Here is a 24,110-nt window from a genome sequence, read left to right on the forward strand (position 1 = left end):
AACTCAATAGTGTTTAATAGAACGTATGTTCGATAATATTGTGATGCTTGTTTTAATGGTGGTTGCTATTGTAATCACCGCCATTGTTGTGCTGGCTATTGTTAAGCACAACTCTGGAACGCAAGGCACTAATGGCGTAAACCAACGCGAATTTAACGAATTACGCTCGCAGTATGAACAAGCGCGCGCTCAAGCTCAAGAAAATGGCAATCGGCTATACGGTATCGCACACAAGCATAGCAGCTTGCTGAACGATTGAAATTTGTGGAGTCTGAGCTGTTAAAAGCGCAGCAAGCAGAACAAGTGCGAGTGAATCGCGAAGAACAATTGCGCGCAGAGCGAGAAGAACGCGAACGATTAAATCGTGAAAAAACTTTGAAAGAGCAAGGTAAAGTCTTGGAAGCGCTTGCTCCAGTAAAAGACAATTTTTCTATGCTTGGCAATCAGGCGTATGAAGGCTCGGTTTTGCCTTCGATTATTATTGTGGGTTTGCCGGCTTGGGTGATTGGTTTTCGTAAGACTTTTATGACGGTTGCCGATTTTCTTTCGCCATGCTCTGGTTGGCTTGTTGATAAGCTTGGCGGTTTTCGCGCTCTTGCAATGACTGAAGGCGTAGAAGGCGTTCTCAGTTTGTTGCCGCTTCTTATGTTTGGCTCTCCTGCGTGGAAGTGGTCGCTTGTGGCTCTTTCTTGCGCATTGTTGATTACTGGTCAAGTGATTGATATTGCTAGCGAAGTTTTTGAAGTTGATGCTGCTGGTGGCGATGACGGCATGATTGTAAACTACAGTGGCATTGTGAGCGTTTTGGCGAGTGTTACAGGAACGTTGCTTGGCTCGCCGCTTGGATCTTGGATTGCAAGCTGGTCGATTCCTGCGGTTTTGATTTTCTCGTCTGTGACTTCTTTTGCGGCTTGTGCTACGCGATTTATTATGAAGCAAGACATTGCGCAAGCGTCTAACGAAGTAGAGGAAGCGTTGCAAGATGTAGAGAATGAATCGTCAGAATCGCAAGAAAATCAAGAAAAGCAGACGGAACTGGAAAATAAAGCAGATTCCAAATCTACAGCTAAGCAATCTACGAATCCGTTACTCAAGAGTAAAATCATGCTTCTTTTGGGCTCTCTTTTGGTTGCTTTTATTCCTGCATGTTCTGTTTCTTATATTCTTCTCGGTATCGGTAAGCAATATAGCTCTCAATCTTTAACAATACTGTATATTTTCACTGGTGTAGGAAGCGTGCTTGCGTCCGTTTTATATGCGCATTCGTCTCAAAAACTCGGTTTAAGAAAAGTAGCGATTTTGGGAATTGCTGTGAGTGTGGTTGCTTATTGCTTTATGTTTATTAATCTTTTGCCGATGATGTGGTTTGCATTCTTCCTTGAATCGATTGGTGGAATGCTACTAGTAGAGCCGATTATTGTTGCGCGTCAGATTCTGTTTAAGGGGAGTACTCTCGCTAAGTTTTCTGGTTGGGTGCGCCTTGCGTTTGCGATTGGTGCTACTAGCGGATCTTGGATTGGATTTGTGTTCTCATCTTTGCTTCAATGGCAACTTTTGCCTATACTTGCGCTGATTTTTACTGCCGGTTTGCTTGTTGTTTTGCCACAGTTGCCAAACACTAGCTATGCTACAGACTAGGGATGTAGTTGTGATTTTGAGTATTCTAATTGTAGTCTATTTGCATAATTTAGTATTTTGGGGAATAACCCTATTTCTATTTGTTACAAGTAAAACTTAGAACACCTTATACATTTTATGTGTTATCAAAAATAACAACAACAATTGTATGGCAAAAAATCATGTAATAAGATGAGTACTAAACCTAATGATAGGTCTTTTATATATTGTAATTACAAAGGAGAATTTCTATGAAATGTCATATTTTTAAATCTATTGCTGTAGTTGTTGTAGCATTATCAACCTGTATTTCTCTGGTATCAACTGCTCAAGCTAGTGAGATAGTGGATAACGAACCAAGTGTTGTAGAAAGTAATGTCAGTGATGCGAATATAGATAATTATGCTAAGCGTCTTGAAATTATTTTTTCAAGGTATCTCAAGTTTAATGAAATTAATAAAAAATGGACTATAACACAAGCAGGGGAGTTTTCTCATGTTCCGAAAGAAGTGCTTGAGAATTTAATTCATAAGCTCAATGCAAATGCATCTGTTGATAAGATTTCGTCTAATGATAATCATGCAGTGCGTTCGAAGGATTATGCTAAATGTATAATTAATGCTACTGGGCTAGGCACCCTTGCTGGAATATTTCATGGTGCTTTAACAAGGTTACTTGAAAATCAGCTTTGGAAGCAAGCTGCTATGTATATTTTAAAGGCAGTTGGTCCAGCCGCATTTAGAGGTGGAGCTGTGGGTCTAGCTGCATTCTTAGCAGCTTCTGCTATTTGGTGTGCGACTCCGTGGAGTAAGTGAGGAGGATATTCTTATGTACAAGGTTCTTATGTTCGTGCTGAAGTTGGTTATGTTTACAGCTGTGAATTTTATGTTCCTTTACTTGTCGATGGTGGTATATGGCCATGATTTTGGTGTGATGTTCAAAACGTATGGGAATGCGCTCGGTCCGTTTACGTTCATGCTTGCTTTGATGACAACGATGTCGTTGCCTAATGAAGGAACTATTTTTGAGGGTAAGCGGCAAAAAAGTGTGTCTAAAAACCCGAGTTTTCGTTGAAATACCAAGGAAAACTTGCTGTAGTTAAGCTAAAAAGGCTTAACATTTAGTATTACTTGACATTGAAAACAAAAGGGGCTTAGGACAATTTTTAGACATTTTGTGCAATCATAGCACGATGTTCCATAATTGTCTTTTAAGCCCCATTTTAATTCTGTGGTTGTTGTAAGAATCAATATAAGTATGAATAGCTTGACGTAATTTTTCTGTACTATCCCAGTTATGTTGCAAGAAGGTTTTCTCTTGCCAGAATCAGGCTATCTTCTTGATATTAAAAACCATAAATAGATTCAAAAATGCATGTTTAGACCATTTGAGCCAGTCTGTTTCATTATAATTATTCTCTTTAACTACTCTAATCTTGCGCTCTAAAAGTCCAATACGTTGCTTAAGTGGAATTATTTTGCCAGTTGTTGCATTAGAGAAAATACTGAAGCATATAAGAGTTTACTTAATAATTTATTAGCTCCTACTGTTGTTATTACTGATGGGAACGCTGGCGCGTTGAGCGCTATTAAACAAGTTTGGTCAGAGACTCGAGTACAACGCTGTTTAGTACATGTTAAACGTAATATACGCGTATTAACTACAAGCAAGCCTAGGCTGCAATCACATAAGGCTTTGTGGGGTTTAGTTAAAAAGTTAGTTAAAATCAGAACGTTGAAAGAATCTGATTTATGGGTTAATTTACTACAGAAATCTTATAACCAGTGGAAAGATTGGCTTAATCAAAAAACGTTCCGTAGGAATGTTTCTGAAGAAAATATTCCTTCTTGGGTAAGAAGTAATCAACAATGGTGGTATACGCACCAGACAGCAAGAAAAGCTTATAATCTGCTTCTATACAAGTTAAAAATGGTACACACTATTTACCTTTCTTGATCCTTTACTATTAGAGAAAACGAGCGTTCCTATTCCTAGTACTACTAATGCTTTAGAAGGTGGTATAAATTCACAGATAAATAAATTGGTAAGTGTTCATAAAGGATTATCTGAAGATCACATGCGTAGAGCTATAGAATGGTGGTGTTACTTCAGTCGTGAAAATCCTTCAAATCCTAAACAATTTATAACTGCTGAATGTTTTAAACCAAAAAATAAAAAAATTATTATTGATGATAATCCAATTGGACCAGCTCATTTAGACACTGAATTTGACTTATATAAAGCTGACTATCGTCCAGATATTTCAATCAGAAAAGGGACTATGCGTTAACGACACACCGACTAATAGACACACTTTTTGCCGCTTACCCTTAGTTTCCCCTACACGCACGACAGAATAAATCGGGCTTGACACTGCAAAATCATTCACAAGCATCAAGCCCAATACGTCAATTGCCGATCATTGCAACCATTTTGGATTCACAGCTGGAATTCCCGGATATAAATTCGTATTTTTCTGAGCTGTCAAATAGAGAAAATCTTTATTAACTTTTATTTTTTTCAATAATTTTCCAGTCTTCCTATCAAATCGTTCGATAACAAAATCTTTCAAATCAGAGGTATCGATAATCGATGGTATACGAACTATTTCATGGTTTCCTACCAGCAAACGATAGTTGACGCCCGCTGACGACTCTTGACGCGTAGTTTTATCTAACAATCGGCGAAGAACACCTGTTTGCGTATCAAGAGTAAACACTCGTCCATTCTCGGTATCAACAATATGAAGAAGCTTTTCATCGTATGCCTGTGCGTTTATGTAGCCAGCAATCTCATAAGAGACCGTGGTCGGACCATACAACACTTGACCTTTGCTGTTCTTCAATGGAATTGTTGTTATTTTACCAGTTTTCACATCCCATCGCACAAGAAAATGTTCCTGAATAGCTTTAACATCATCGGCAGAATCGCTGTGTTCTACTGCCATATCCTTTGTGCGAGCAGACGATGGACCATACGAATATAAGAAAGTAATCACACCATTGTTGCATCGTGGGCTATAAGCAGCATCAATTACTCCTGTAGATTCATTTTCTCCTTGATATAATTGCTCGCCCACCATGTCTTTTTCATGGTGCCGCGATACCTCATTTAGGCCAACATTTGCTTCATTGACCATGCGATACAATACAACTTCATGCTTGTCTGTTTGAGCAATTGCATACGCTTGATTGCCACAGGTAGAACAAGTTTTAATAAATAGACTCTCTGAAAATTGTATTGTTTGCTGCTTACTCTCACCTTTAGAAGTCGTAGAAAGAATCTTATATGTTGTTTTACCTCTATGCTTCATCATGCTTTCGTCATACAGATCAACAAAACCGCCATTAGCAAGAGAAAATGCAAAATTCTGACGTTGCACCTTTTCTATAGAGTTTACTGTAGGTTTTTTAGCGTTCACTGGTATGAAATAACTATCATGGGAATCTGTATAGTGAAGCGCCTCAGTATTCCAAATTGGCGTTTGGCCTTCTATATTGCTCACCTTATGCAGCTTAAAACTGCCATCTTCATAAACAATTGACATAAATGCGCTGCCATTGGGAATAAGAGATGTCTGAGGGTTATGCAGCGGGATTGCGACAACCGCATGCTGCAACCGAAGATTTTCAAATTTCTCCGAATGAGCAGATATTGTATATTCTGTCGATAAAGCCCAATGAAAGAGACCTACAGTAACGGCTGCAATTACAGCAATTATACCTATGACCCCGAAAATCCAGACTACTACTCTATGAGTTTTATTCCCAGTTGTGAATGAAGATTGAGGTGCAGCATTACGCACATAATCATCATTCACTCTCTTGTGAGCTTCAGATTCATGAATAAATTTTTTCCACATAATGACCGCACCTCAACTACTGAACATATTGATATTCCCTAACATATCCAGAATTCTTAATATCATATGGCCACACATATTCACCACTACCAGTATCCAAATCAATACCAGCACCATAATAATATGCAGCCCACACTAATTGAGAACAGTTAAGACCTCCCCAATCATTTCTATTAGTATCAGTAATATCTGCATTGTAACCCCTACCAATATAACCAATTGCCCGACGCGCCGCTTTATCGCGGTTTCCCTGGGAAGTTTTTACTTCAAGAATAGAGGCACCGCCGGCTGCAACACTATTTTTCCTTGATACTCGATGAGCATTCTGGAACATCCCTACTGCTTCGACAATATCATCACGATTAACATAAATTCCAGTATGCCCATGCTTCCAAACGAACAATGTTGAATTATTAGAAACAAAAATATCTCCTGTATGACGAGCTCTTGGTAACTGTGTATTCCCACTTCTTACAGAGAACCTCGCAGTATCTAACACTGAATCACGAACCGATTTCTCCACCCTACTAGCAATCGAGTCAGGGCTCTCACCAGTGCGACGCGAGGTCTCCTTTATCTGCTCATCAATTTCTTTTTCACTGAGTGTGTGATTCAGATAAGTTGATATATCCCCCAGTCTTTGCTGATAATTCTCATTATTATCTTGTCCAAATGCCAATGGGGAAAAAGTAAATAAACAAGCAGCAGAAACAACTACAGATAGACTTCGCATTATTATATTTTTCATAATATCTCTTTCTCTATAAGAAGGCATACTATGCATCTTTACAATAGTAAAACACCTTGCTCTTATTGTACGCTTCTATGAAAAAATATGCAATACTCTTTCCCTGCAATCTCGTGTATGCGACCTCGTATATGTGCGTATTTGTCAGGTTTTTTTTGAAGAGCCTTTTTAGCATAATAATAACTTGAACGCTCTATCTGAAGTGTTTTAATCAGCAGCTCTAACGGTAACACTAAAAGTAGTTAGGCCTATAACACTTTTTGCGGAGTGAGGATTTCTGATATTAATACGATTGGGATTATATTAGATTTGTTGGGATTTTATTAGCCACGGTTGGGACTCTATTAGAGCGTGGCTAATGCTCGTTTTGTTTTCTAAAACGAGTGTTGTTTAACGAGAAGGGGGGTGAAAACATTGTTAACGTTTAAACCTCAAAGCACGTAGCTTTCAAGGCAAGTGTGGTTTTTACATGTCAAACTGTTATAAAAACGAGATTATTCCACTCTTTTTTACACTCATGATACGGGTTTTAAGAAAGAGCGGGTAAATGTTATAAGAATTTTTGGAACAATTAACAAGATTGTGGTTAATGATTAATCAATAAGACACTACTAATGAACAGTTAAAGCCTGATTAGCTATAGGGCGATGAGATACGTCAATAGGATCCTCATGGTTTTTTCATGACTCCTATGAAGTACCTCTATTCTACTATGGCTGTTTTTTCAGGTATTAGAGTCGGTGCTTCATAAAGTATCGGCTCTTTTTTGTATGTGTCTTCACCCTACCGCTGCAGGCGGGAAGGGTGAGCATGAGGACTCGCAAAACTAATAGCAACGATCGAGCAACATATAAGTATACAAGTTGTGTTCGTAATGAAGATGGTAGTTATAGTGAAGAAACTATCGAAATCAAGCCAGGCGAGAATGGTGTAACCGTTGCGGATATTAAGATGCTTCACTCAATGGACGACAGTGAGGTTTACTACAACAATAAGAACCTGCGTCCAGGTAGAACTGCTGAAGAAAAAGCTGAAATTAAGGCGTGGAAAGAGAAGTACGTCAAACGTTTCGAAGAAAGACACGGCTACAAACCCAACAAAGACGACGTTGACTACGCTGCTAACGAGCATTTCCTACCCAACTATAATTCCTCGATTGACTTTGATGCAGATGGCGAGCTTGAAGTAGATAAAAGTCATCTTGCTGAAGCTCTCAGTACTACTGATGATTATGGTTTTATTACCAACGATTATGGTTTTGAAATGTCAGAAGAAATGGAGAATGCGTTTTCAACGCTTACTGACAAGCAACGTCAGGTTATTCGTTTGATGTTTATTGAAGGATACACTCAGTCAGAGATTGCAAGCATGCTTGGTATCTCGTCTGCTGGCGTGAAAAAGCATCTCGATAGTGCCATCGTAAATCTTAAAAAAGTTTTACCAGAAAAATTCTAGAAATTTTATTTGGAGGAGGTTAAAAACTCCTCCTTTTTCTTTGCCTGTGATGTGTAAGGAAGAAACCCCTTACAGAAAGGAGGCAAAACTCGTGAAACACAAGATCGTTATTAACGTCACCGGTGAAAACGGTGAGAAGAAACAGGTTCTACGTGGAGCTGTGATGCGATTACCTCAACGGTTTATCCGCTGGCTGTTTGGTGATTACTCGCAAGTCTACCTATTAGATCCCGGGAAAAGCGTTCAGTCAGTTGATGTCAAAGAAGTTTAAGGAGGAAAACCGTGAACAAGGAAATATTGAGAGAAGTCATCAAAGACTTGGAAAACTTAACAGCTCATCTTAAAACGCTGTTTGATGATGCCGGTGCTTCTGGTGTTGGTTGTAAAGAAACAGCTCCTAATAATAAGGAGTCTGTTAAAAAGGTGAGTTTGGAGGATGTGCGAGCGGTTTTAGCAAAACTTAGCCAACATGGTAAAACCGCGGAAGTAAAAGCGCTTATCGTCAAGTTCGGAGCTAACAAGCTTTCAGAACTTGATGAAAGTAAGTACGCTGAGCTTCTTGAAGAGGCGAAAGGTATGACAAGTGACTAAGCATGCTTTACTTTCCCCATCTTCTGCTCACAGGTGGATTAAGTGTACTCCTAGCGCTGTTTTAGAAGAAAAGTTTGAAAACACTACTTCTGTGGCGGCTGAGGAAGGAACGGCGGCACACGCGTGGTGTGAGTACAAGCTGAATAAGCTTCTAAACCGTCCGTGTGAAAAACCGTCAACAGAGTATGACTCAAACGAGATGCAGGAATGCTCGGATGCTTACGTGGATTTCGTGTTGGAAAAGTATGAGCAGGCAAAACTCAACTGTCAAGATCCTATTCTTCTCATCGAACAGAAAGTTGATTTTTCAGCTTACGTGCCGGATGGGTTTGGTACAGCGGACTGCATTATTGTAGGCGAAAAAACGCTGCAGGTTATCGACTTTAAGTACGGTCAAGGCGTGCTGGTTGATGCTTACGAGAATCCTCAGATGAAATGCTACGCGCTTGGAGCTTTAACGCTTTTCGACAGCTTGTACGAGATTCAAAGCGTTGAGATGAGTATTTTTCAGCCAAGACGTGACAACGTATCAACTTTCACACTACCTGTCACAGAGCTTATCTGTTGGGCTGAAAGCGTGCTTAAACCTAAAGCGAAGCTTGCTATTAAAGGCGAAGGTGAATTTGAAGCCGGTGACTGGTGCAGGTTTTGCAGGGCAAAAGCCACGTGCCGTAAACGTGCCGAGGAAAATCTAAAGCTTGCAGAATTTGAGTTCAAACCGCCTTCTGTTTTAACGGATAGTGAGATTGAAGAAGTACTCACGCTTATACCTAAGCTCACGAAGTGGGCTGATGATGTTTTAGCGTACGCCACAGATTCCGCTATTAACCATGGTAAAGAGTGGTCTGGTTTCAAACTCGTGGAAGGACGTTCAGTTCGCAAGTTTAAGGATGAGACAGCTGTTATTGAGAAAGCGAAAGCTCATGGCTTTACCAACATTTTCAAAACTAGTCTTATCGGTTTAACGGAAATGCAAAAGCTGATGGGCAAGAAAAAATTTGAGGATATTCTGGGCGACCTCGTTATAAAACCGTCCGGAAAACTTACGCTCGTACCAGACTCGGATAAGCGGGCAAAAGTCAATGTAACAAATGTAAACCAAGAATTCAAAAAGGAGAATTAGTACTATGTCTAAATTAAATAACACGAAAGTTATCACAGGTAAGAACACGCGTCTTTCCTATTTCAATGGTTGGGAGCCAAAGTCTATTAACGGCGGCCCTGAAAAATATAGTGTTTCACTGCTTATCCCTAAAAGTGATGTTGAAACAGTAAACGCTATTGAGAAAGCTATTGATGCTGCGATTGAGGAAGGTGTCGGCAAGTTTGGTGGTAAAAAACCAAACAAGGCTGCTCTTAAAACACCACTCAGGGACGGGGATATTGAGCGTGATGATGAAGCGTATAAAGGACATTACTTCATTAACGCGAACTCAACCACGGCTCCGCAGATTGTAGACAAACAGGTAAAACCAATCATGGATCGCAGTGAAGTGTATTCAGGCTGCTATGCGAGGGTTTCCATCAACTTCTACGCGTTTAACTCTAACGGTAATAAGGGAGTTGCTTGCGGTCTTGGCAATATTCAAAAGATCCGAGACGGTGAACCACTCGGTGGACGTAGTCTCGCAACCGATGATTTTACGACTTTAGAAGATGATGACTTTCTAGCATAAGGAGCGTGAGTTAATTATGGAAATTGTTATAGCGGTTTTTATTTCAGTGTTTATAGGAGTATTACTTCTTGATTTCACGGTAAAGAAACTCGTGAGTCTTTACGTTGATATTAAACACATTCTAAATAGGAATTAGAAGATTCCTGAAAAACAGGATTTAGAAGATTCTATAAGTGGGGTGGCAGGTTTTCTGTCACCTCTTTTATTAACTTGGAGGTGAAATGAATGAAAAATAGATGCGAAATCTGGAAAGATATTCCAGGATATGAAGGTAAATATCAAGCAAGCACAGAAGGACGAATACGAAGTCTAAGTAGATACGTTCGTGGAAGGTGCCACTTTACTGGTCATTATTTCAAACGAAAAATTAAAGGGCGGATATTGAGGCCTGGGAAATTTTGCAAGACTGGTCATTTATCTGTTGTTTTAGGTCATGGAGAAAATGGAAGACCAGTTCATCAGCTAGTTCTTCTTACATTTAAAGGAAAACCTGATAAAGATCAAGAAGTACTTCATATCAACGGTGATCCGGCAGATAACAGATTATGCAACTTGAGATATGGGACTAGAACAGAAAATATATTAGACGTTTATAAACAGGGTGGAAAGTGGAGAAAGCTATCCATTGAAGACGTTTATATGATTAGGTTTTACCTGCTTTGCGGTTTTACAGGTTCTTCAATTGCAAAAAAATTTAATGTATCACCTTTCACAATAAGCTGTATAAAATTAAGGAGAACATACGGATGGCTAAAATAAGAGAATTGTCAGTGGATTTGGAGACGTTTTCCTCCGTTGACCTTAAAAAATGTGGTGTTTACAAGTACGCAGAATCGGATGATTTTGAGATACTGCTTTTTGGCTACAGTGTGGACGGTAGTGAAGTTAAAGTCGTTGACTTAGCGCAAGGTGAAACCATACCCGAGGTTGTGCTTTCTGCTTTAACGGATGAAACAGTGACCAAGTGGGCGTTTAACGCTCAGTTTGAAAGAGTCTGCTTATCACGCTACCTGCGAGATAAAGGCATCAATGTTAACCCCGGTCAGACAGTGAAAAGTGAAAGCTTGTTTTTAAACCCAAGCTCCTGGCATTGCACAATGATCTGGTCAGCCACCCTGGGGCTTCCCATGTCGCTTGAAAACGTGGGAACAGTACTGGGGCTTGATAAGCAGAAACTAACTTCGGGTAAGAATCTTATTAAATACTTCTGCCTGCCGTGTAATCCTACGAAAGTAAACGGTGGAAGAACAAGAAACAAGTATTTCCACGATAAGGAAAAATGGGAGCAGTTTAAATCGTATAACAAGCGTGATGTGGAAGTTGAGATGAGTATTCAAGAAAAGCTCTCACGCTTTCCCGTGCCAGACTTTTTATGGCAGGAGTTTTATCTCGACCAAGAGATTAACGACCGTGGGATAGGAATAGATTCTCTTTTCGTTGAGTCAGCTATAAAACTCGACTTAGAGGTGAAAACGCATCTCATGAGTGAGCTTAAGCATATTACAGGTTTAGAAAACCCGAACTCCGTGTTACAAATGCGCTCTTGGCTTAAAAAGCATGGTCTTGAAATGGAGTCGCTTGGTAAAAAAGAAGTCGCTAAAGAACTTAAAACAGTGGGTAAAGAGTTGGCGGAAGTTTTACGGCTTCGCCAGCAGCTTGCTAAATCCTCGGTGAAAAAGTATACGGCGATGAAAAACGCTGCATGCATGGATTATCGGGAGCGTGGCATGTTTCGCTTCTATGGTGCAAACCGTACAGGAAGATTTGCGGGAAGGCTCGTGCAATTACAAAACCTGCCGCAAAACCATTTGCCTGATCTAGCTGAGGCTAGAAGTCTTGTTAAACAGGGAAATGTTGAAGCGTTGGAAATGCTTTATGAGGATATTCCGGATACCTTATCCCAGCTTATTCGCACTGCTTTTATTCCACGCACGGGATTGAAGTTTATTGTCGCAGACTTTTCAGCGATCGAAGCGAGAGTCTTGGCTTGGCTTGCTGGTGAAAAATGGCGTATGCGAGTATTCGCGGAAGGTAAAGACATTTACTGCTCGTCAGCCTCTCAAATGTTTAGCGTGCCTGTTGAAAAACACGGAAAATATGGGCACCTGCGGCAGAAAGGTAAGATCGCGGAACTTGCTTGTATTGCTGAGGGTGAACTTGTACTCACAAATGAAGGGCTTGTTCCAATTGAAGAAGTCACTACAAAACAAAAAGTGTGGGACGGAGAAAACTGGGTCAACCATAACGGAGTTGTTTTTAAGGGTGTAAAGGATGTAATCGAGTATGAAGGACTTAGAGCAACACCAGACCATCTCGTCTGGGTTAAAGGGAAACCGAAGCCAATACGGTTTATTGAATCCGCCATCTGCAAAACACATCTCATACAAACCGGAGATGGTCGGAGAACAATACGGCTGGGTGAAAATCATCAGTGCAGAGAAACACTGGAATCAAAAGCAAAACCACTGTTATGTATTGACACAATGCGTAGGGTGCGGAAGCGTTCAATGGCAGGACTTAAACAGTCTAAAGTCGGGCAAATCAAAAGGGTGTCAAGCTTGCTCGCAGCCGAAACAAATACCAATATGGCTAGAAAAGCGGCTAAGTGCTGCAAAACAGCGATGCATCAATCCAAGAGATCCAAACTACAAAAACTATGGAGCAAGAGGGATAAAGTGGTGCTTCCATTCTGTTTTAGAAGCAGGCTTGTGGATTTTACAAGAGGTAGACAATGTGCAAAAAGACTGGGAATTAGATCGGATAAATACAAACGGCAACTACGAAAAAGGAAATATCCGCTTTGTTCCAAGAATAGTCAATCAAAACAACAAGCAGAACGCTATCCTAACACGGTGGGAGCAACAATATTGGCCATACGCAAGATCGGTAGTTACAAGAATGTTATCGAAAGGAATAGGCAGAGAAGAAATCATATCAAGAGCAAATACAGCTGTAGTGCAACACAGAAAAAACTGGCGTTTAATCGAAGCAAGGCTCGAGTTTATGACATACGAAATGCCGGACCAAATCATCGTTTTACCGTATCGGGAAAGCTCGTGCATAACTGTGGCTACGGTGGTGCAGTAGGAGCATTAAAGGCAATGGGTGCTCTTGATATGGGGGTTCGTGAAGATGATTTGCAACAGTTGGTTAATGATTGGAGATCTGCTAATCCACATATTGTTTCATTGTGGTGGGATGTGGACAGAGCTGTAAAACAGTGTGTACACGAACGCATTTCTGTTCGAACACACAATATAGTGTTCACTTACAAGAGTGGGTTTCTTATCATCAAACTGCCTTCGAAAAGATGCCTTTACTATGTGAAGCCACGTGTGGAAGAAAACAAGTATGGTGGCGAATCGGTCACCTATGAGGGTGTGGGGTCTACTAAAAAATGGGAGCGGCTGGAAAGTTATGGGCCTAAATTTGTGGAAAACATTACGCAAGCTATAGCTCGTGACATTCTACTTTACGCTATGCAAACGCTGAAAGAATATCGTATCGTCGCGCACGTGCATGATGAAGCCATTATCGAAACCGATAAGAATGTGAGTGTTCAAAGCGTGTGTGAGCTAATGGGAAGAACACCACCTTGGGCAGAAGGGCTTGTTTTACGAGCTGACGGCTACGAGTGCGAGTTTTACAAAAAAGATTAAAAAATTTTTGGGAGCAGGGTTAAAAACCTGCTCTTTTTCTTTGCCTGTGATTTAGAAGGTAATACCGCCTTCAGAAAAAATCATAGGAGGTAATTTTATGAATGAATTACAAGTTTTTAAGAATGTAGAGCTTGGCTCTGTTCGCACAACAGTAGTAGATGGTATCCCATATTTCGTGGGCAAGGACGTGGCTGAGATTCTTGGTTATCGTGATACGTCTGATGCTCTGAAAAGGCATGTAGATGAAGATGATAAGCTGACTCGGTGTTTCACCGACTCAGGTCAGAACCGAGAAATGTATGTTATTAATGAGTCTGGTTTATACAGTCTTATTCTTAGAAGTCAGCTCTCTAAAGCGTGTCAGTTTAAACGATGGGTTACATCACAGGTTCTTCCGAGTATCCGTAAGCACGGTATGTATGCGACAGATGAGCTTATCAACAATCCTGATATGGCTATCGCTGTTTTTAACGCGTTGAAAGAAGAGCGTGCTAAAAGAGAAGCGTTAGAGCTTACGACTGCTGTGCAAAAACAGCAGATAGCTGAGCTTAAACCGAAAGCCAGCTATTACGATGTTGTGCTTAAATGCAAAGACATAATCTCTATGCGTGTGATTGCAAAAGATTATGGCAAGTCAGCACAGTGGATGAATAATTTCTTGCATGACCTTGGCGTGCAATATAAGCAGTCTGATATTTGGCTTTTATATCAAAAGTATGCCAATCAGGAATATACGAAATCTCGCACAAATACCTACGAGGATTCTAATGGTGTTACACACTCAAAAATGCATACTTATTGGACTCAGAAAGGCAGGCTTTTCATCTATCACCTCATGACACAACACGGTATCTACCCGTTGATTGAACAGGAGGCTAAAGATGAGTAAGTCTTATAAAAAACATTTAGAAACGACACCGAATTTTAAGCCTATCGTCTACATTTGTGCTCCCTACCGTGGAGATAAGGAGAAAAACGTGCAACATGCTATCCGGTGTGCGGCTTACGCGTATTCACGCGGAGCAATCCCCGTTACTCCACACCTGCTTTTCCCGTTCATGGATGATGAGAATCAAAAGCATAGAGGGGATGCGATGTTTATGGACATTATCCTCTTAGGCAAATGCAACGAACTATGGGTGTTTGGAGAAAAAATCACAGGCGGCATGCAAGTAGAAATCAATTTGGCTGAAAAACGAAAACAGCCGATTAAGTATTTTACGGATAAGGATTTAGGGGGTGAATGTTGATGCGTAGTTTAGCTATCGCTTACGGTAACAACAGGCAGGCAAAGACGTGGGTTAATAAGACCATCACTTATGATGAGCTGAAAGATCGTCTTAAAGTGACGATTCGCACCTCAGAGTCAGTGGAAGAGTATGCAAAAATGAAGAAAACGGATCGTGATCTTGCAAAAGACCACGGTGGTTTCGTTGCAGGAGCGTTGGCTTATGGTAGACGAAAAGTCGACAGTGTTGAGTTTCGCTCCATGCTTGCCTTAGACGGGGATCATGTTGCTAAAGACTTTATTGCACTCTACGAGAGTGTTGCGCCTTACACGTCTTTTCTGTATACGACACACAGCCACACGCTTGATAATCCGAGGGTGAGAATTGTTTTTCCTTTAACGAGGAATGTAACGCCTGACGAGTTTGTAGCAGTATCAAGGTATTTGGCTGACATGCTGGGTATTGACCAGTTTGATGAGTGTTCTTACTTGCCTAACCAGCTCATGTATTGGCCGTCCACGCCACGAAACGGCGTGTATGAGTATAAAGAGGTTGAAAAAGACTGGCTTAATCCTGATGATATTTTATCCGCTCACCCTGAGTGGACAGATCCAACTAGGCTTCCGACCTCGTCTCGTGAGAGTAAAGCGAATCAGGTGCAAAAGCAGAAAGTGCAAGATCCACTCGCGAAAAATGGTGTGGTTGGATTGTTTAACCGCGTATTCTATCCGATAACTTTTGCTTTGGAAAAGTTTTTAAGCGACATATATGAGCCGACAGATAATGAAAACCGCTGGCATCTTATAGCCTCACACAGTGTGGCAGGAGTTGAGATTATCGAAGACAAGTTCGTTTACTCTCATCACGCTAAAGACCCGGCGTATTTGAAACTGTGTAACGCTTTTGATATTGTTCGCACGCACAAATTCGCTAGCTTAGACGAGAAAGAGTCGTTTAAGAAAATGAGCGAGTTTGCGATGAGTCTTGATGAAGTAAAACTTCAAGCGGCAAACGAGAGACTTTCGGAAGCGGAAGATGATTTTGTTGACAGTGAGGATTGGAAGAAAAAACTACGCTACACGTCTAAAGGCGCGGTTTTAGAAAACTCGCTTTATAATGCGAAACTCATTATTAAACATGATCCTTTGCTTAAAGGAATCGTTTTTAACCAGCTGGCTGATGGTCTTGAAATTAAAGGCGATGTGCCTTGGCAGCATCCTGCGAAGTTTTGGAGGGACGCGGACGACGCTCAGCTTATCTGCTACGTTGACGACCATTATGGCTCGTTTTCACAGAGAAACTATGATATTGCTGTCACGAAAGTATCAGATGATAGAAGTTATCATCCGATAAGACGCTATTTTGAGAGTCTTCCTAAATGGGATGGTGTGAAACGTGTAGACACGCTTTTTATTGACTATCTTGGTGCTGAAGACAACGCGTATATTCGTGCAGTGTGTAGAAAAACACTGTGTGCAGCATACATGCGTATCTACCATCCCGGTATTAAATTTGATTACCTTCCTGTTTTTAACGGTGCGCAAGGTATCGGCAAGTCAACGTTTATAGCAAACCTTGGCATGGAATGGTTTTCAGATAGTCTCACGCTTTCAGATATGAACGATAAGACGGCGGCTGAAAAACTCCAAGGATATTGGATTCATGAAATCAGCGAGCTTGCGGGCATGAAAAAAGCTGACCTTGATAAGGTAAAAGCTTTTGTTTCAAGACGTGACGATAAGTATCGTGCTTCTTTTGGTAAACGTGTCTCACCACACCCGAGGCAGTGCGTGTTCTTCGGTACAACGAATAGTGAAAACGGTTATTTAAGGGATGTTACGGGTAACCGGCGTTTTTGGAATGTGAAAGTGTCGGGAAACGGTAAGTATAAGCCTTGGGAAATGACGCGAGAACTGGTTGACCAAATATGGGCGGAAACCATGGTTATTTCCAAGGCGGGTGAAGAACTGTTCCTTGACAAGAGCTTGGAGGCTTTCGCTCAAGAAGAACAGCGTGAAGCCATGCAGCAAGACGACCGTGAAGGCATTGTCAGGGAGTATCTTAACATGCTTCTACCCGATACTTGGGATGAAATGGATATTTACAGGCGGCGAGATTATTTCCGTGACATGGAGGATCCGACACGGCCTAAAGGCGCGATTAAACGCATGGAAGTATCCAACATTGAAATATGGTGCGAATGCTTCGGGAAAGCCAAAGAAGATATTAAGCCTATCGACAGTTACGCAATATCGGCGATTATGAAACGTTTGAAAGACTGGCAAAGATCTGACAATCGTAGAACCATACCAATCTATGGAAGGCAAAGAATTTATACCAGAATTTGAGCGGACAAGCGGATAGAACAGGACAACTAAAAGTAGCTTGTCCTGACTTTGTCACTTGTCCCACCCATAACAACAAGCTTTGGACGAATAGGGACGGACAACACATGAAAATCTATATTAAATAAAATCTTTATTTATTACTTATAGCGTACACGTAACACGTGTATTCGCGCGTAAAGGGATTTTTAGCCATTTGTCCGTCCTTGTCCCGATAGAAAGGATAAAAAATTATGAGAAGTAAACAAGCAAGAACAATGGAAAGATACATGAAAGCAGGAGCTGAAATGAGACTGCTTAAGAGCCTTAGCGCAAGGCTTATCACAGATACAGGCTCTATCCTCTTAAAAACGCAGCAGGATAAATTGATGAGAGCCATGGATAAAGTCAGTCAGCTATGTTCAGTAGCAGAAGAAAACATGTTTAAAGACTATCCCGATTTAAGCAAAGACTATATTGACGTGTTTTACGGCGATGTTTCTGATGAGCCGAGAAACGAAGTGGATAAGAAAATCATTGAGATGGCAAAAGAGGTATCTGATGGGCTTTTTACGAGAAAAGGAAACTGAGCGAAAACTCGTCCGTGAAGTCAAAGCAATAGGAGGACTTTGTTTAAAGCTTACGAGTCCTTCCGTTGACGGGCTTCCTGACAGGCTGGTTTTACTTAACGGGGAAAAGATTGGTTTTGTCGAGCTTAAAGCACCAGGTAAAAAGCCTAGAGTTTTACAGGTGAAACGGATGAAGGATTTACAGGCTTTAGGTTTTAAGGTTTTCGTGGTTGATGACAAGAGTCAGATTGGAGGTGTTGTTGATGCGATACGAGCCACATGAGTATCAAAAGTATGCGACTGATTTTATTGTCACACACCCGGTTTCAGCGGTTTTGCTTGAAATGGGACTTGGTAAGAGTGTGATAAGTCTTACAGCGATTAACGACCTGATGCTTGACTTTTTTGATGTTTCCAGGACTCTGGTTATCGCTCCTCTTAGGGTTGCAAACACTACGTGGCCTTTAGAGTTAGAAAAGTGGGAGCATTTAAAACACTTGACTTATTCTGTGGTAACGGGTAGTGAGAAGGAGCGGATTCAAGCACTAAAAACGCCTGCTCATGTTTATATTATTAACCGTGAAAACGTGGAGTGGCTGATAATGAAAAGCAGCCTGCCGTTTAATTTCGACATGGTTGTGATAGATGAGCTTTCAAGTTTTAAATCATATCAGGCGAAACGTTTCAAAGCATTACTGAAGGCTAGGCCGAAAGTTAAAAGAATTGTAGGTCTTACAGGCACGCCTTCTTCTAACGGGCTAATGGATTTATGGGCTGAGTTTAGGCTGCTTGATATGGGTCAAAGGCTAGGCCGCTATATTACGTATTATCGGCAGAACTTTTTTAATCCTGATAAGCGTAACCAGCACATGATTTTTTCTTATAAGCCTAAAGATGGTGCTGAGAGTTTGATTTATAAGCAGATAGCTGATATTACGATTTCGATGAAGTCGAAAGACTATTTGAAAATGCCGGCGTGTGTGATAAACGAGGTGAAAGTAGAGTTATCCGGTAAGGAGCGAAAACTCTATGATGAGCTTAAAGCAGATATGGTGGTGTCGTTGGAGGGTAAAGAGATTGATGCGATTAACGCAGCGTCTCTTTCAAATAAGCTTCTTCAAATGGCAGGCGGCTCGGTTTATAACGAGAAAAAAGAAAGCGTTCATATTCATGATCGTAAGCTTGATGCTTTAGAGGATTTAATCGAGGCTGCTAACGGTAAACCAGTGCTTGTAGCTTACTGGTTTAAGCATGATCTTGAGCGGATTAAGAATCGTTTTAACGTGCGTGAGATTAAAACGAGTGCTGATATTGCTGACTGGAATGCCGGCATAATTCCTGTAGCGCTAATTCACCCGGCTTCCGCAGGTCATGGTCTTAACCTACAGGCTGGCGGCTCTACACTTATCTGGTTTTCCCTGACTTGGAGTTTAGAACTTTACCAGCAGACGAACGCTAGACTTAACCGTCAGGGTCAAACCGACGCGGTTGTAATCCATCACATCATCACTAAGAACACGATTGATGAGGATGTGATGAGGGCTTTAAGCATGAAGGCTAAAGTGCAGGATGCTTTAATCGAGTCGGTTAAAGCAAGACTATCAATTAACGAAGTGAGGGAAAGGGGTTCTAGAGAGAACTTACCTCAAAATGGAGGTAAGAATGAACAAAAAAGAATACTTACGGCAAGCCTATCTTCTTGATAAACGGATTAAGGCTGACATGGATGAGGTAGTAAGACTGCGTGAGCTTGCTACAAGTGTTTCTTCATTAAGATACGACCGAGAGTATGTGCAGACGACTCGAAGTATAGAAGCTCCGTTTGTGAAAGCTCTTATAAGGGTTATGGATTTAGAAGCCAAGATTAACATGGAGATTACGATGCTTATCAGTTTGAAAGAGCAGATTTTGGATGTGATTTCAAAGCTTGAAAGCGTGGATGAGCAGATGATTTTACGTTACCGTTACATGAGTAACATGACGTGGGAGGATATTGGTAAAGAACTCCATGCAGGTGTCAGAACAGTTATCAGATGGCATGGTAATGCGTTAGAGCATCTTGTTTTTCCTGAAAACCCTATTCGAATCTAAAAATTGAGAAAAGTTGGCATGCTTTGGCATGGTTTGGCATGAGATGGCACTGCCTTCTATATGGTATTATATAGTTAGCAAAAACTGTAAATACTAGGCCTTGGAAGAGTAATCTTTCAGGGCTTTTTTCATGCCTAAAGGGAGGATGAGTCTTGCCAAGAAAACCTAAAAGACCGTGTTCTTATCAAGGCTGTCCGAATCTAACTGACGGCAGGTTTTGTGAGGAACACTTAAAACAAGAGAACCGGCGCTACGAAAAATACGAGCGTCCTTATGATGCTCACAAGCGTTACGGCAGAGCATGGCAGAAAGTCAGGGATTCTTATGTGAGAGAGCATCCTTTCTGTGAGCTTTGCTTTAAGAACCATATGCTTGTACCTGTTGAGCAGGTTCATCATATTAAACCGATTGCTGAAGGCGGAACGCATGAGAGGAATAATCTTATTTCTCTTTGTAAAAGCTGTCACTCTAAAATTCACGCTAAGCGTGGAGATCGCTGGCATAACAAATAAAAACCACCCCAGGGGCGGTCAAAATCTCTAAAAACCTATTCCCTGGGGAACGGGCGCAGGGTATTTTGCGTAAAAACAGCGAAATCAAAAGGGCAATAGGGAAAATCAAACACGAAAATTTTTTAATAGTTAAAACTCATGTGGGAAGGAGGCGGAAAGTTTGCCTACAAAATCAAATAATATCGGCGGTCGTGGCGGCAGACGCGTGGGTGCCGGGCGGAAGAAGAAAGCGGTTGTTGAAAAAGCTAGTGAAGGAAACCCTGGTGGTAGGCCTTTAAGTGTGCTTGATATTCCGGAGCTTGAAGGTGCTGAAATGCCTCAGCCTCACGAGTTTTTATCCGCCACGCAAAAAGACGGTACTCAGCTTCAGGCTAGAGAAATTTTCGCTGAAACGTGGAAGTGGTTAAAAGACGTTGGTGTGAGCAGTAAAGTCCCGTCTCCTCTTATTGAACGGTATGCGATGAGTTGTGCTCGTTGGATTCAATGTGAGGAAGTAACCAGTAAACTCGGGTTTCTTTCCAAGCATCCGACCACGGGTAAACCGATACCATCGCCTTTTATAAATATTGGTATTAACTACATGAATCAGGCGGTCAGGCTTTGGAATGAGATTTTCCAGATTGTGAAAGAAAACTGTTCGACTGAGTTTGATGGTGTTTCACCTCAAAACGATTTAATGGAACGCCTGCTTATTACACGTAAAAACATATAAGGAGAAAAATTATGATAGAAAAAGTAAACCCGTCGCATGTCGACAAGATTGCGGATCGTATTGCTGGAGCAATTGTTGATCTTGCTTACAAGCTGGATGAGAATCCGAAGATTGCTGTTGAAGTGATGCTCGGGCATGGTAAGTGTGCCGTGTGTATTGAAAGCACGGTGATGTTTAAGTTTAAAGATATTAAAAATATTATCCACCGTTTAAGCCCTGGGAAAGTAAAGATTGACATTACGGTTGTGCCGCAGGATAAGCATTTAAGCCAAAACCAAAACGGCATGGTTCGCTGCGCTGATAACGGGATTTTTAAAGGCGTGCCATTAACAGCTGAGCAGAAGAAGCTTTCTACTATTGCCCGAAAGGTTTATGAAAAGTATCCGTATGACGGCAAGTATGTTCTTGATGGTGAAAAGCTTATCATCTGCCAGTCTCACGCTAAACGAGAAGACTTATTGAAAGACTATCCGACAGCGTTTGTTAATCCTTTAGGCGACTGGACGGGTGGTATCAGCGTGGATACGGGAGCGGTTAACCGAAAACTCGGGTCAGACATGGCTGATTCTGTCACGGGCGGCGGCTTGCATGGTAAGGATCTTACGAAAGCTGACGTGTCGGTTAATATTTACGCGTTTTTGAAAGCGCAGGAAACCGGTCGGGTGGTTGAGTTTTCTTGTGCTATCGGGGATGAAATGGTTGATGGTAAACCGTATTCGCAGATTGTGAAAATTGCGAAAGATTATATTGACTCGGTGGGTGGTTTTGAAAAGCTGGCTTGCTGGGGTCTTTTCTAACGGGAGGAAAGCTTATGGAAAAAGAAATGCAGTATTATTTGGCTGACGTAAGTGAGCTTATCCCGTATGTGAGAAACGCTCGCACACACTCTGAGGCACAAGTATCTCAAATAGCGGCAAGTATTCGCGAGTTTGGTTTTCTATCCCCAATTCTAGTAGCGGAAGATAATACGATTCTTGCAGGCCACGGCAGGCTTGCCGCGGCATTAAAACTGGGTCTTAAAAAAGTTCCGTGCGTGAAAGAAAACCATTTAACTGAAACACAAAAGCGTGCTTATATTATTGCGGATAATAAGCTTTCACTTAACGCAGGCTGGGACAATGAGCTATTAGCTGTTGAATTGTCGGAGCTTGAAGGAGCTGATTTTAATCTTGATCTTCTCGGGTTTGACGAGGCGGAGCTTTCCAGTATTTTTGATGCTGATAAAGACGTGATTGATGATGATTTTGATGTTGAAAAAGAATTGGAAGAACCGTGTTTTTCTAAAACAGGTGACATGTGGACGCTTGGCAGGCATCGTATTATTTGCGGTGATGCTACTAAGTTAGAAACATATAAGACGCTTCTTGAGGATACTAAAGTGAATCTGGTTGTTACTGATCCGCCTTATAACGTGAACTATGAGGGTGCTGCTGGGAAAATTAAAAACGATAATATGGAGAATGATAAGTTTTACCAGTTTCTTTTTAACTCGTTCGTGAACATGGAGCAGGCGATGGCGGATGATGCGTCTATCTACGTGTTTCATGCTGACACGGAGGGTTTGAATTTTAGAAAAGCATTCCAGGACGCGGGGTTTTATCTTTCAGGTTGTTGTATTTGGAAGAAACCGTCTCTGGTGTTGGGTAGAAGCCCTTACCAGTGGCAGCATGAGCCGTGTTTGTATGGGTGGAAGAAAAAAGGTAAACACAAGTGGTATGCGGGTAGGAAAGAAACTTCAGTTTGGGAGTTTGAAAAGTCTAAGAAAAACGCTGATCATCCAACCATGAAACCAATAGCTCTTTTAGCGTATCCGATTAAAAACTCGAGTATGACGAACTCGCTTGTGTTAGATCCGTTTGCTGGAAGTGGTAGCACGCTTATAGCTTGCGAGCAGACTGGTAGAGTCTGCTACGCTATCGAGCTTGACGAGAAATATTGTGACGTGATTGTGAAACGTTATATTGAGCAGGTTGGAAATGATAAGAGTGTGAAAGTTTTAAGAGGCGGTAAAGAATACTCGTTTACTGAAGTATTTACTAACGAGTAAGACTCGTATTTTATATGAAAAATAGTTTGCGACCGCTTGCTATAAACCTTCTTTAGAGTGATTTATATATGTACCCGAAAAAATCTAAAGGAGGCAAAATGGAATTAAAATACGGGTTAAAAGGAAAAGATAGGCAGCCGCTTATTAAAGCTATAGAGGATTCTACTGGAGTAAAGGCTGTTTACTTAAAAACTCCGAGTATGTCTTACAGGATAGGTGTTTTCAACATTAGTAAAGATGGTACGGTCACGTGTAGTAGTGAAGAGAACTTAGATGATTTAAAAAACATGTTAGATGCTGACTATGGTATAAGTCTTCCAGTCTGCGCGTGTGATGGTACGCAATGTTTTAGTGTTGAGTTTCCTAAAGATAAGGCTGATGTGGTAAAGCTTAGGAAAATTCTTGATAATAAGGGTGATCTTATTAAAAAAGCGTTAGGAGTGAACAGTCTTAATATTAAGGAAGAAGATGATAAGCTTATTTTTCCTTGGTTTGAGCAGGCTAACCAACCAGGCTTGGCATCCTATGCGAAGTTTATAAACAGTCTTTGTAAAATGAGCGTGGAAATTAAACGCGTAAATAATAGTAAGCGTGAGACGGTTAACGATAAGTATGCTTTCAGATGTTTTCTTCTTAGACTCGGGTTTATAGGAGACGAGTTTAAACAAGACAGGAAAATTATGCTTTCCCGTTTAGAAGGCTCCTGCGCTTTTAGAAACGGGGGTGAGCGTAATGCTGTATGCGAGTGAAGACCAGGCGTACGAGTTGAGTGAAGACTGTACTACAGGCTCTTTGGTTGAAGAAACCTTTACGATTTTAGAGCAAGAGAACGAGGTTTTTGTAAAAGCATGTTTTACTGTAGTAGATGATTTTTGGGTGATGATTATTTCCGCATGATTTTAGAAACGTTTAACGGTTTTTAAGAGTAAAAAAATTAGCGAAAACTGGTGGGGAAAAAACGTGTAAATACCCGGTGTTTCTTGGCTTAAAAGCTTGCTATTGCGCGCTTTTAGAGTGA

25 protein-coding genes and 2 pseudogenes are annotated in these 24,110 nt (G+C 41.1%); 24 read left to right on the forward strand and 3 right to left on the reverse strand.

Annotation, left to right across the window (positions count from 1 at the left end):
* The first annotated feature begins 25 nt into the window (after window positions 1-25).
* The 3 genes and pseudogenes from ACLD6A_RS00005 (at window position 26) to ACLD6A_RS00015 (ending at window position 2,691) form a co-directional block, all read left to right on the forward strand.
* Window positions 26-1,638: pseudogene (locus ACLD6A_RS00005) on the forward strand (MFS transporter).
* A 230-nt stretch (window positions 1,639-1,868) separates the two neighbouring features.
* On the forward strand, window positions 1,869-2,432 hold the full coding sequence (locus ACLD6A_RS00010) for a hypothetical protein (protein WP_410313235.1): 564 nt from the start codon (window positions 1,869-1,871) through the stop codon (window positions 2,430-2,432).
* A 13-nt stretch (window positions 2,433-2,445) separates the two neighbouring features.
* Window positions 2,446-2,691 carry a hypothetical protein gene (locus ACLD6A_RS00015; RefSeq protein WP_410313236.1) on the forward strand — a complete coding sequence of 82 codons (246 nt, stop codon included), beginning with the start codon at window positions 2,446-2,448 and terminating at the stop codon, window positions 2,689-2,691.
* 108 nt (window positions 2,692-2,799) lie between these two features.
* On the opposite strand, the gene ACLD6A_RS00020 is transcribed toward ACLD6A_RS00015, so the two are convergent.
* Window positions 2,800-2,922: an IS3 family transposase gene (locus ACLD6A_RS00020; protein WP_410313237.1), complete on the reverse strand. Its 123-nt coding sequence runs from the start codon at window positions 2,920-2,922 to the stop codon at window positions 2,800-2,802.
* A 183-nt stretch (window positions 2,923-3,105) separates the two neighbouring features.
* On the opposite strand from ACLD6A_RS00020, the pseudogene ACLD6A_RS00025 reads away from it, so the two are divergent.
* Window positions 3,106-3,907: pseudogene (locus ACLD6A_RS00025) on the forward strand (transposase); the annotation flags it as partial.
* Between the two features lie 129 nt (window positions 3,908-4,036).
* On the opposite strand, the gene ACLD6A_RS00030 reads toward ACLD6A_RS00025, so the two are convergent.
* Both ACLD6A_RS00030 and ACLD6A_RS00035 read right to left on the reverse strand, forming a co-directional pair.
* On the reverse strand, window positions 4,037-5,479 hold the full coding sequence (locus ACLD6A_RS00030; protein ID WP_410313238.1) for a hypothetical protein: 1,443 nt from the start codon (window positions 5,477-5,479) through the stop codon (window positions 4,037-4,039).
* A gap of 16 nt (window positions 5,480-5,495) precedes the next feature.
* Complete coding sequence (locus ACLD6A_RS00035) at window positions 5,496-6,254, reverse strand: hypothetical protein (protein ID WP_410313239.1); 759 nt, start codon at window positions 6,252-6,254, stop codon at window positions 5,496-5,498.
* A gap of 783 nt (window positions 6,255-7,037) precedes the next feature.
* Between ACLD6A_RS00035 and ACLD6A_RS00040 the strand changes: the two genes are divergently transcribed.
* The 20 genes from ACLD6A_RS00040 to ACLD6A_RS00135 all read left to right on the forward strand — a co-directional run bounded on the left by ACLD6A_RS00040 (window position 7,038) and on the right by ACLD6A_RS00135 (window position 23,989).
* Window positions 7,038-7,682: a sigma-70 family RNA polymerase sigma factor gene (locus ACLD6A_RS00040; protein WP_410313240.1), complete on the forward strand. Its 645-nt coding sequence runs from the start codon at window positions 7,038-7,040 to the stop codon at window positions 7,680-7,682.
* A gap of 49 nt (window positions 7,683-7,731) precedes the next feature.
* Window positions 7,732-7,953, forward strand: coding sequence for a hypothetical protein (locus ACLD6A_RS00045; protein WP_016815920.1), 222 nt, complete (start codon window positions 7,732-7,734; stop codon window positions 7,951-7,953).
* Window positions 7,954-7,964: 11 nt separating this feature from the next.
* On the forward strand, window positions 7,965-8,273 hold the full coding sequence (locus ACLD6A_RS00050) for a hypothetical protein (protein ID WP_410313241.1): 309 nt from the start codon (window positions 7,965-7,967) through the stop codon (window positions 8,271-8,273).
* Complete coding sequence (locus ACLD6A_RS00055; protein ID WP_410313242.1) at window positions 8,266-9,396, forward strand: DUF2800 domain-containing protein; 1,131 nt, start codon at window positions 8,266-8,268, stop codon at window positions 9,394-9,396. Before ACLD6A_RS00050 ends, ACLD6A_RS00055 begins: the two co-directional genes overlap by 8 nt.
* A 4-nt stretch (window positions 9,397-9,400) precedes the next feature.
* Entirely contained in the window at window positions 9,401-9,949 is a 549-nt protein-coding gene (locus tag ACLD6A_RS00060) for a DUF2815 family protein (RefSeq protein WP_004105030.1), read from the forward strand.
* A gap of 225 nt (window positions 9,950-10,174) precedes the next feature.
* The gene (locus tag ACLD6A_RS00065) at window positions 10,175-10,708 is read left to right on the forward strand and encodes an NUMOD4 motif-containing HNH endonuclease (RefSeq protein WP_048730013.1); all 534 of its coding nucleotides are present in this window, start codon (window positions 10,175-10,177) and stop codon (window positions 10,706-10,708) included.
* Window positions 10,705-13,608 (forward strand): DNA polymerase, encoded by a 2,904-nt coding sequence (locus ACLD6A_RS00070; protein WP_410313598.1) that lies wholly within the window; start codon window positions 10,705-10,707, stop codon window positions 13,606-13,608. The genes ACLD6A_RS00065 and ACLD6A_RS00070 overlap by 4 nt, the downstream gene beginning before the upstream one ends.
* Before the next feature lie 97 nt (window positions 13,609-13,705).
* Entirely contained in the window at window positions 13,706-14,497 is a 792-nt protein-coding gene (locus ACLD6A_RS00075) for a phage antirepressor (RefSeq protein ID WP_410313243.1), read from the forward strand.
* The gene (locus ACLD6A_RS00080; RefSeq protein WP_410313244.1) at window positions 14,490-14,858 is read left to right on the forward strand and encodes a hypothetical protein; all 369 of its coding nucleotides are present in this window, start codon (window positions 14,490-14,492) and stop codon (window positions 14,856-14,858) included. Before ACLD6A_RS00075 ends, ACLD6A_RS00080 begins: the two co-directional genes overlap by 8 nt.
* Before the next feature lie 137 nt (window positions 14,859-14,995).
* The gene (locus ACLD6A_RS00085; RefSeq protein ID WP_410313245.1) at window positions 14,996-17,185 is read left to right on the forward strand and encodes a VapE domain-containing protein; all 2,190 of its coding nucleotides are present in this window, start codon (window positions 14,996-14,998) and stop codon (window positions 17,183-17,185) included.
* 230 nt (window positions 17,186-17,415) lie between these two features.
* Complete coding sequence (locus ACLD6A_RS00090; RefSeq protein WP_410313246.1) at window positions 17,416-17,751, forward strand: hypothetical protein; 336 nt, start codon at window positions 17,416-17,418, stop codon at window positions 17,749-17,751.
* The gene (locus tag ACLD6A_RS00095; protein WP_410313247.1) at window positions 17,723-18,013 is read left to right on the forward strand and encodes a VRR-NUC domain-containing protein; all 291 of its coding nucleotides are present in this window, start codon (window positions 17,723-17,725) and stop codon (window positions 18,011-18,013) included. The genes ACLD6A_RS00090 and ACLD6A_RS00095 overlap by 29 nt, the downstream gene beginning before the upstream one ends.
* Entirely contained in the window at window positions 17,994-19,433 is a 1,440-nt protein-coding gene (locus tag ACLD6A_RS00100; RefSeq protein ID WP_410313248.1) for an SNF2-related protein, read from the forward strand. Before ACLD6A_RS00095 ends, ACLD6A_RS00100 begins: the two co-directional genes overlap by 20 nt.
* Window positions 19,393-19,821 carry an RNA polymerase subunit sigma-70 gene (locus ACLD6A_RS00105; RefSeq protein ID WP_410310515.1) on the forward strand — a complete coding sequence of 143 codons (429 nt, stop codon included), beginning with the start codon at window positions 19,393-19,395 and terminating at the stop codon, window positions 19,819-19,821. The genes ACLD6A_RS00100 and ACLD6A_RS00105 overlap by 41 nt, the downstream gene beginning before the upstream one ends.
* A 152-nt stretch (window positions 19,822-19,973) precedes the next feature.
* The gene (locus tag ACLD6A_RS00110) at window positions 19,974-20,333 is read left to right on the forward strand and encodes an HNH endonuclease (RefSeq protein ID WP_285085396.1); all 360 of its coding nucleotides are present in this window, start codon (window positions 19,974-19,976) and stop codon (window positions 20,331-20,333) included.
* Between the two features lie 160 nt (window positions 20,334-20,493).
* Window positions 20,494-21,045 carry a P27 family phage terminase small subunit gene (locus tag ACLD6A_RS00115; protein ID WP_410313249.1) on the forward strand — a complete coding sequence of 184 codons (552 nt, stop codon included), beginning with the start codon at window positions 20,494-20,496 and terminating at the stop codon, window positions 21,043-21,045.
* An 11-nt stretch (window positions 21,046-21,056) separates the two neighbouring features.
* Window positions 21,057-21,842 (forward strand): S-adenosylmethionine synthetase N-terminal domain-containing protein, encoded by a 786-nt coding sequence (locus ACLD6A_RS00120; RefSeq protein ID WP_076002719.1) that lies wholly within the window; start codon window positions 21,057-21,059, stop codon window positions 21,840-21,842.
* 14 nt (window positions 21,843-21,856) lie between these two features.
* The gene (locus ACLD6A_RS00125) at window positions 21,857-23,092 is read left to right on the forward strand and encodes a site-specific DNA-methyltransferase (RefSeq protein WP_410313250.1); all 1,236 of its coding nucleotides are present in this window, start codon (window positions 21,857-21,859) and stop codon (window positions 23,090-23,092) included.
* A 98-nt stretch (window positions 23,093-23,190) separates the two neighbouring features.
* Window positions 23,191-23,841 (forward strand): hypothetical protein, encoded by a 651-nt coding sequence (locus ACLD6A_RS00130; protein WP_004125764.1) that lies wholly within the window; start codon window positions 23,191-23,193, stop codon window positions 23,839-23,841.
* A gap of 16 nt (window positions 23,842-23,857) precedes the next feature.
* Window positions 23,858-23,989 (forward strand): hypothetical protein, encoded by a 132-nt coding sequence (locus tag ACLD6A_RS00135; RefSeq protein ID WP_410313251.1) that lies wholly within the window; start codon window positions 23,858-23,860, stop codon window positions 23,987-23,989.
* Window positions 23,990-24,110 lie beyond the last annotated feature (121 nt).

The organism is Gardnerella sp. Marseille-Q9691 (genome assembly GCF_046507715.1).
Lineage (GTDB): Bacteria > Actinomycetota > Actinomycetes > Actinomycetales > Bifidobacteriaceae > Bifidobacterium > Bifidobacterium greenwoodii.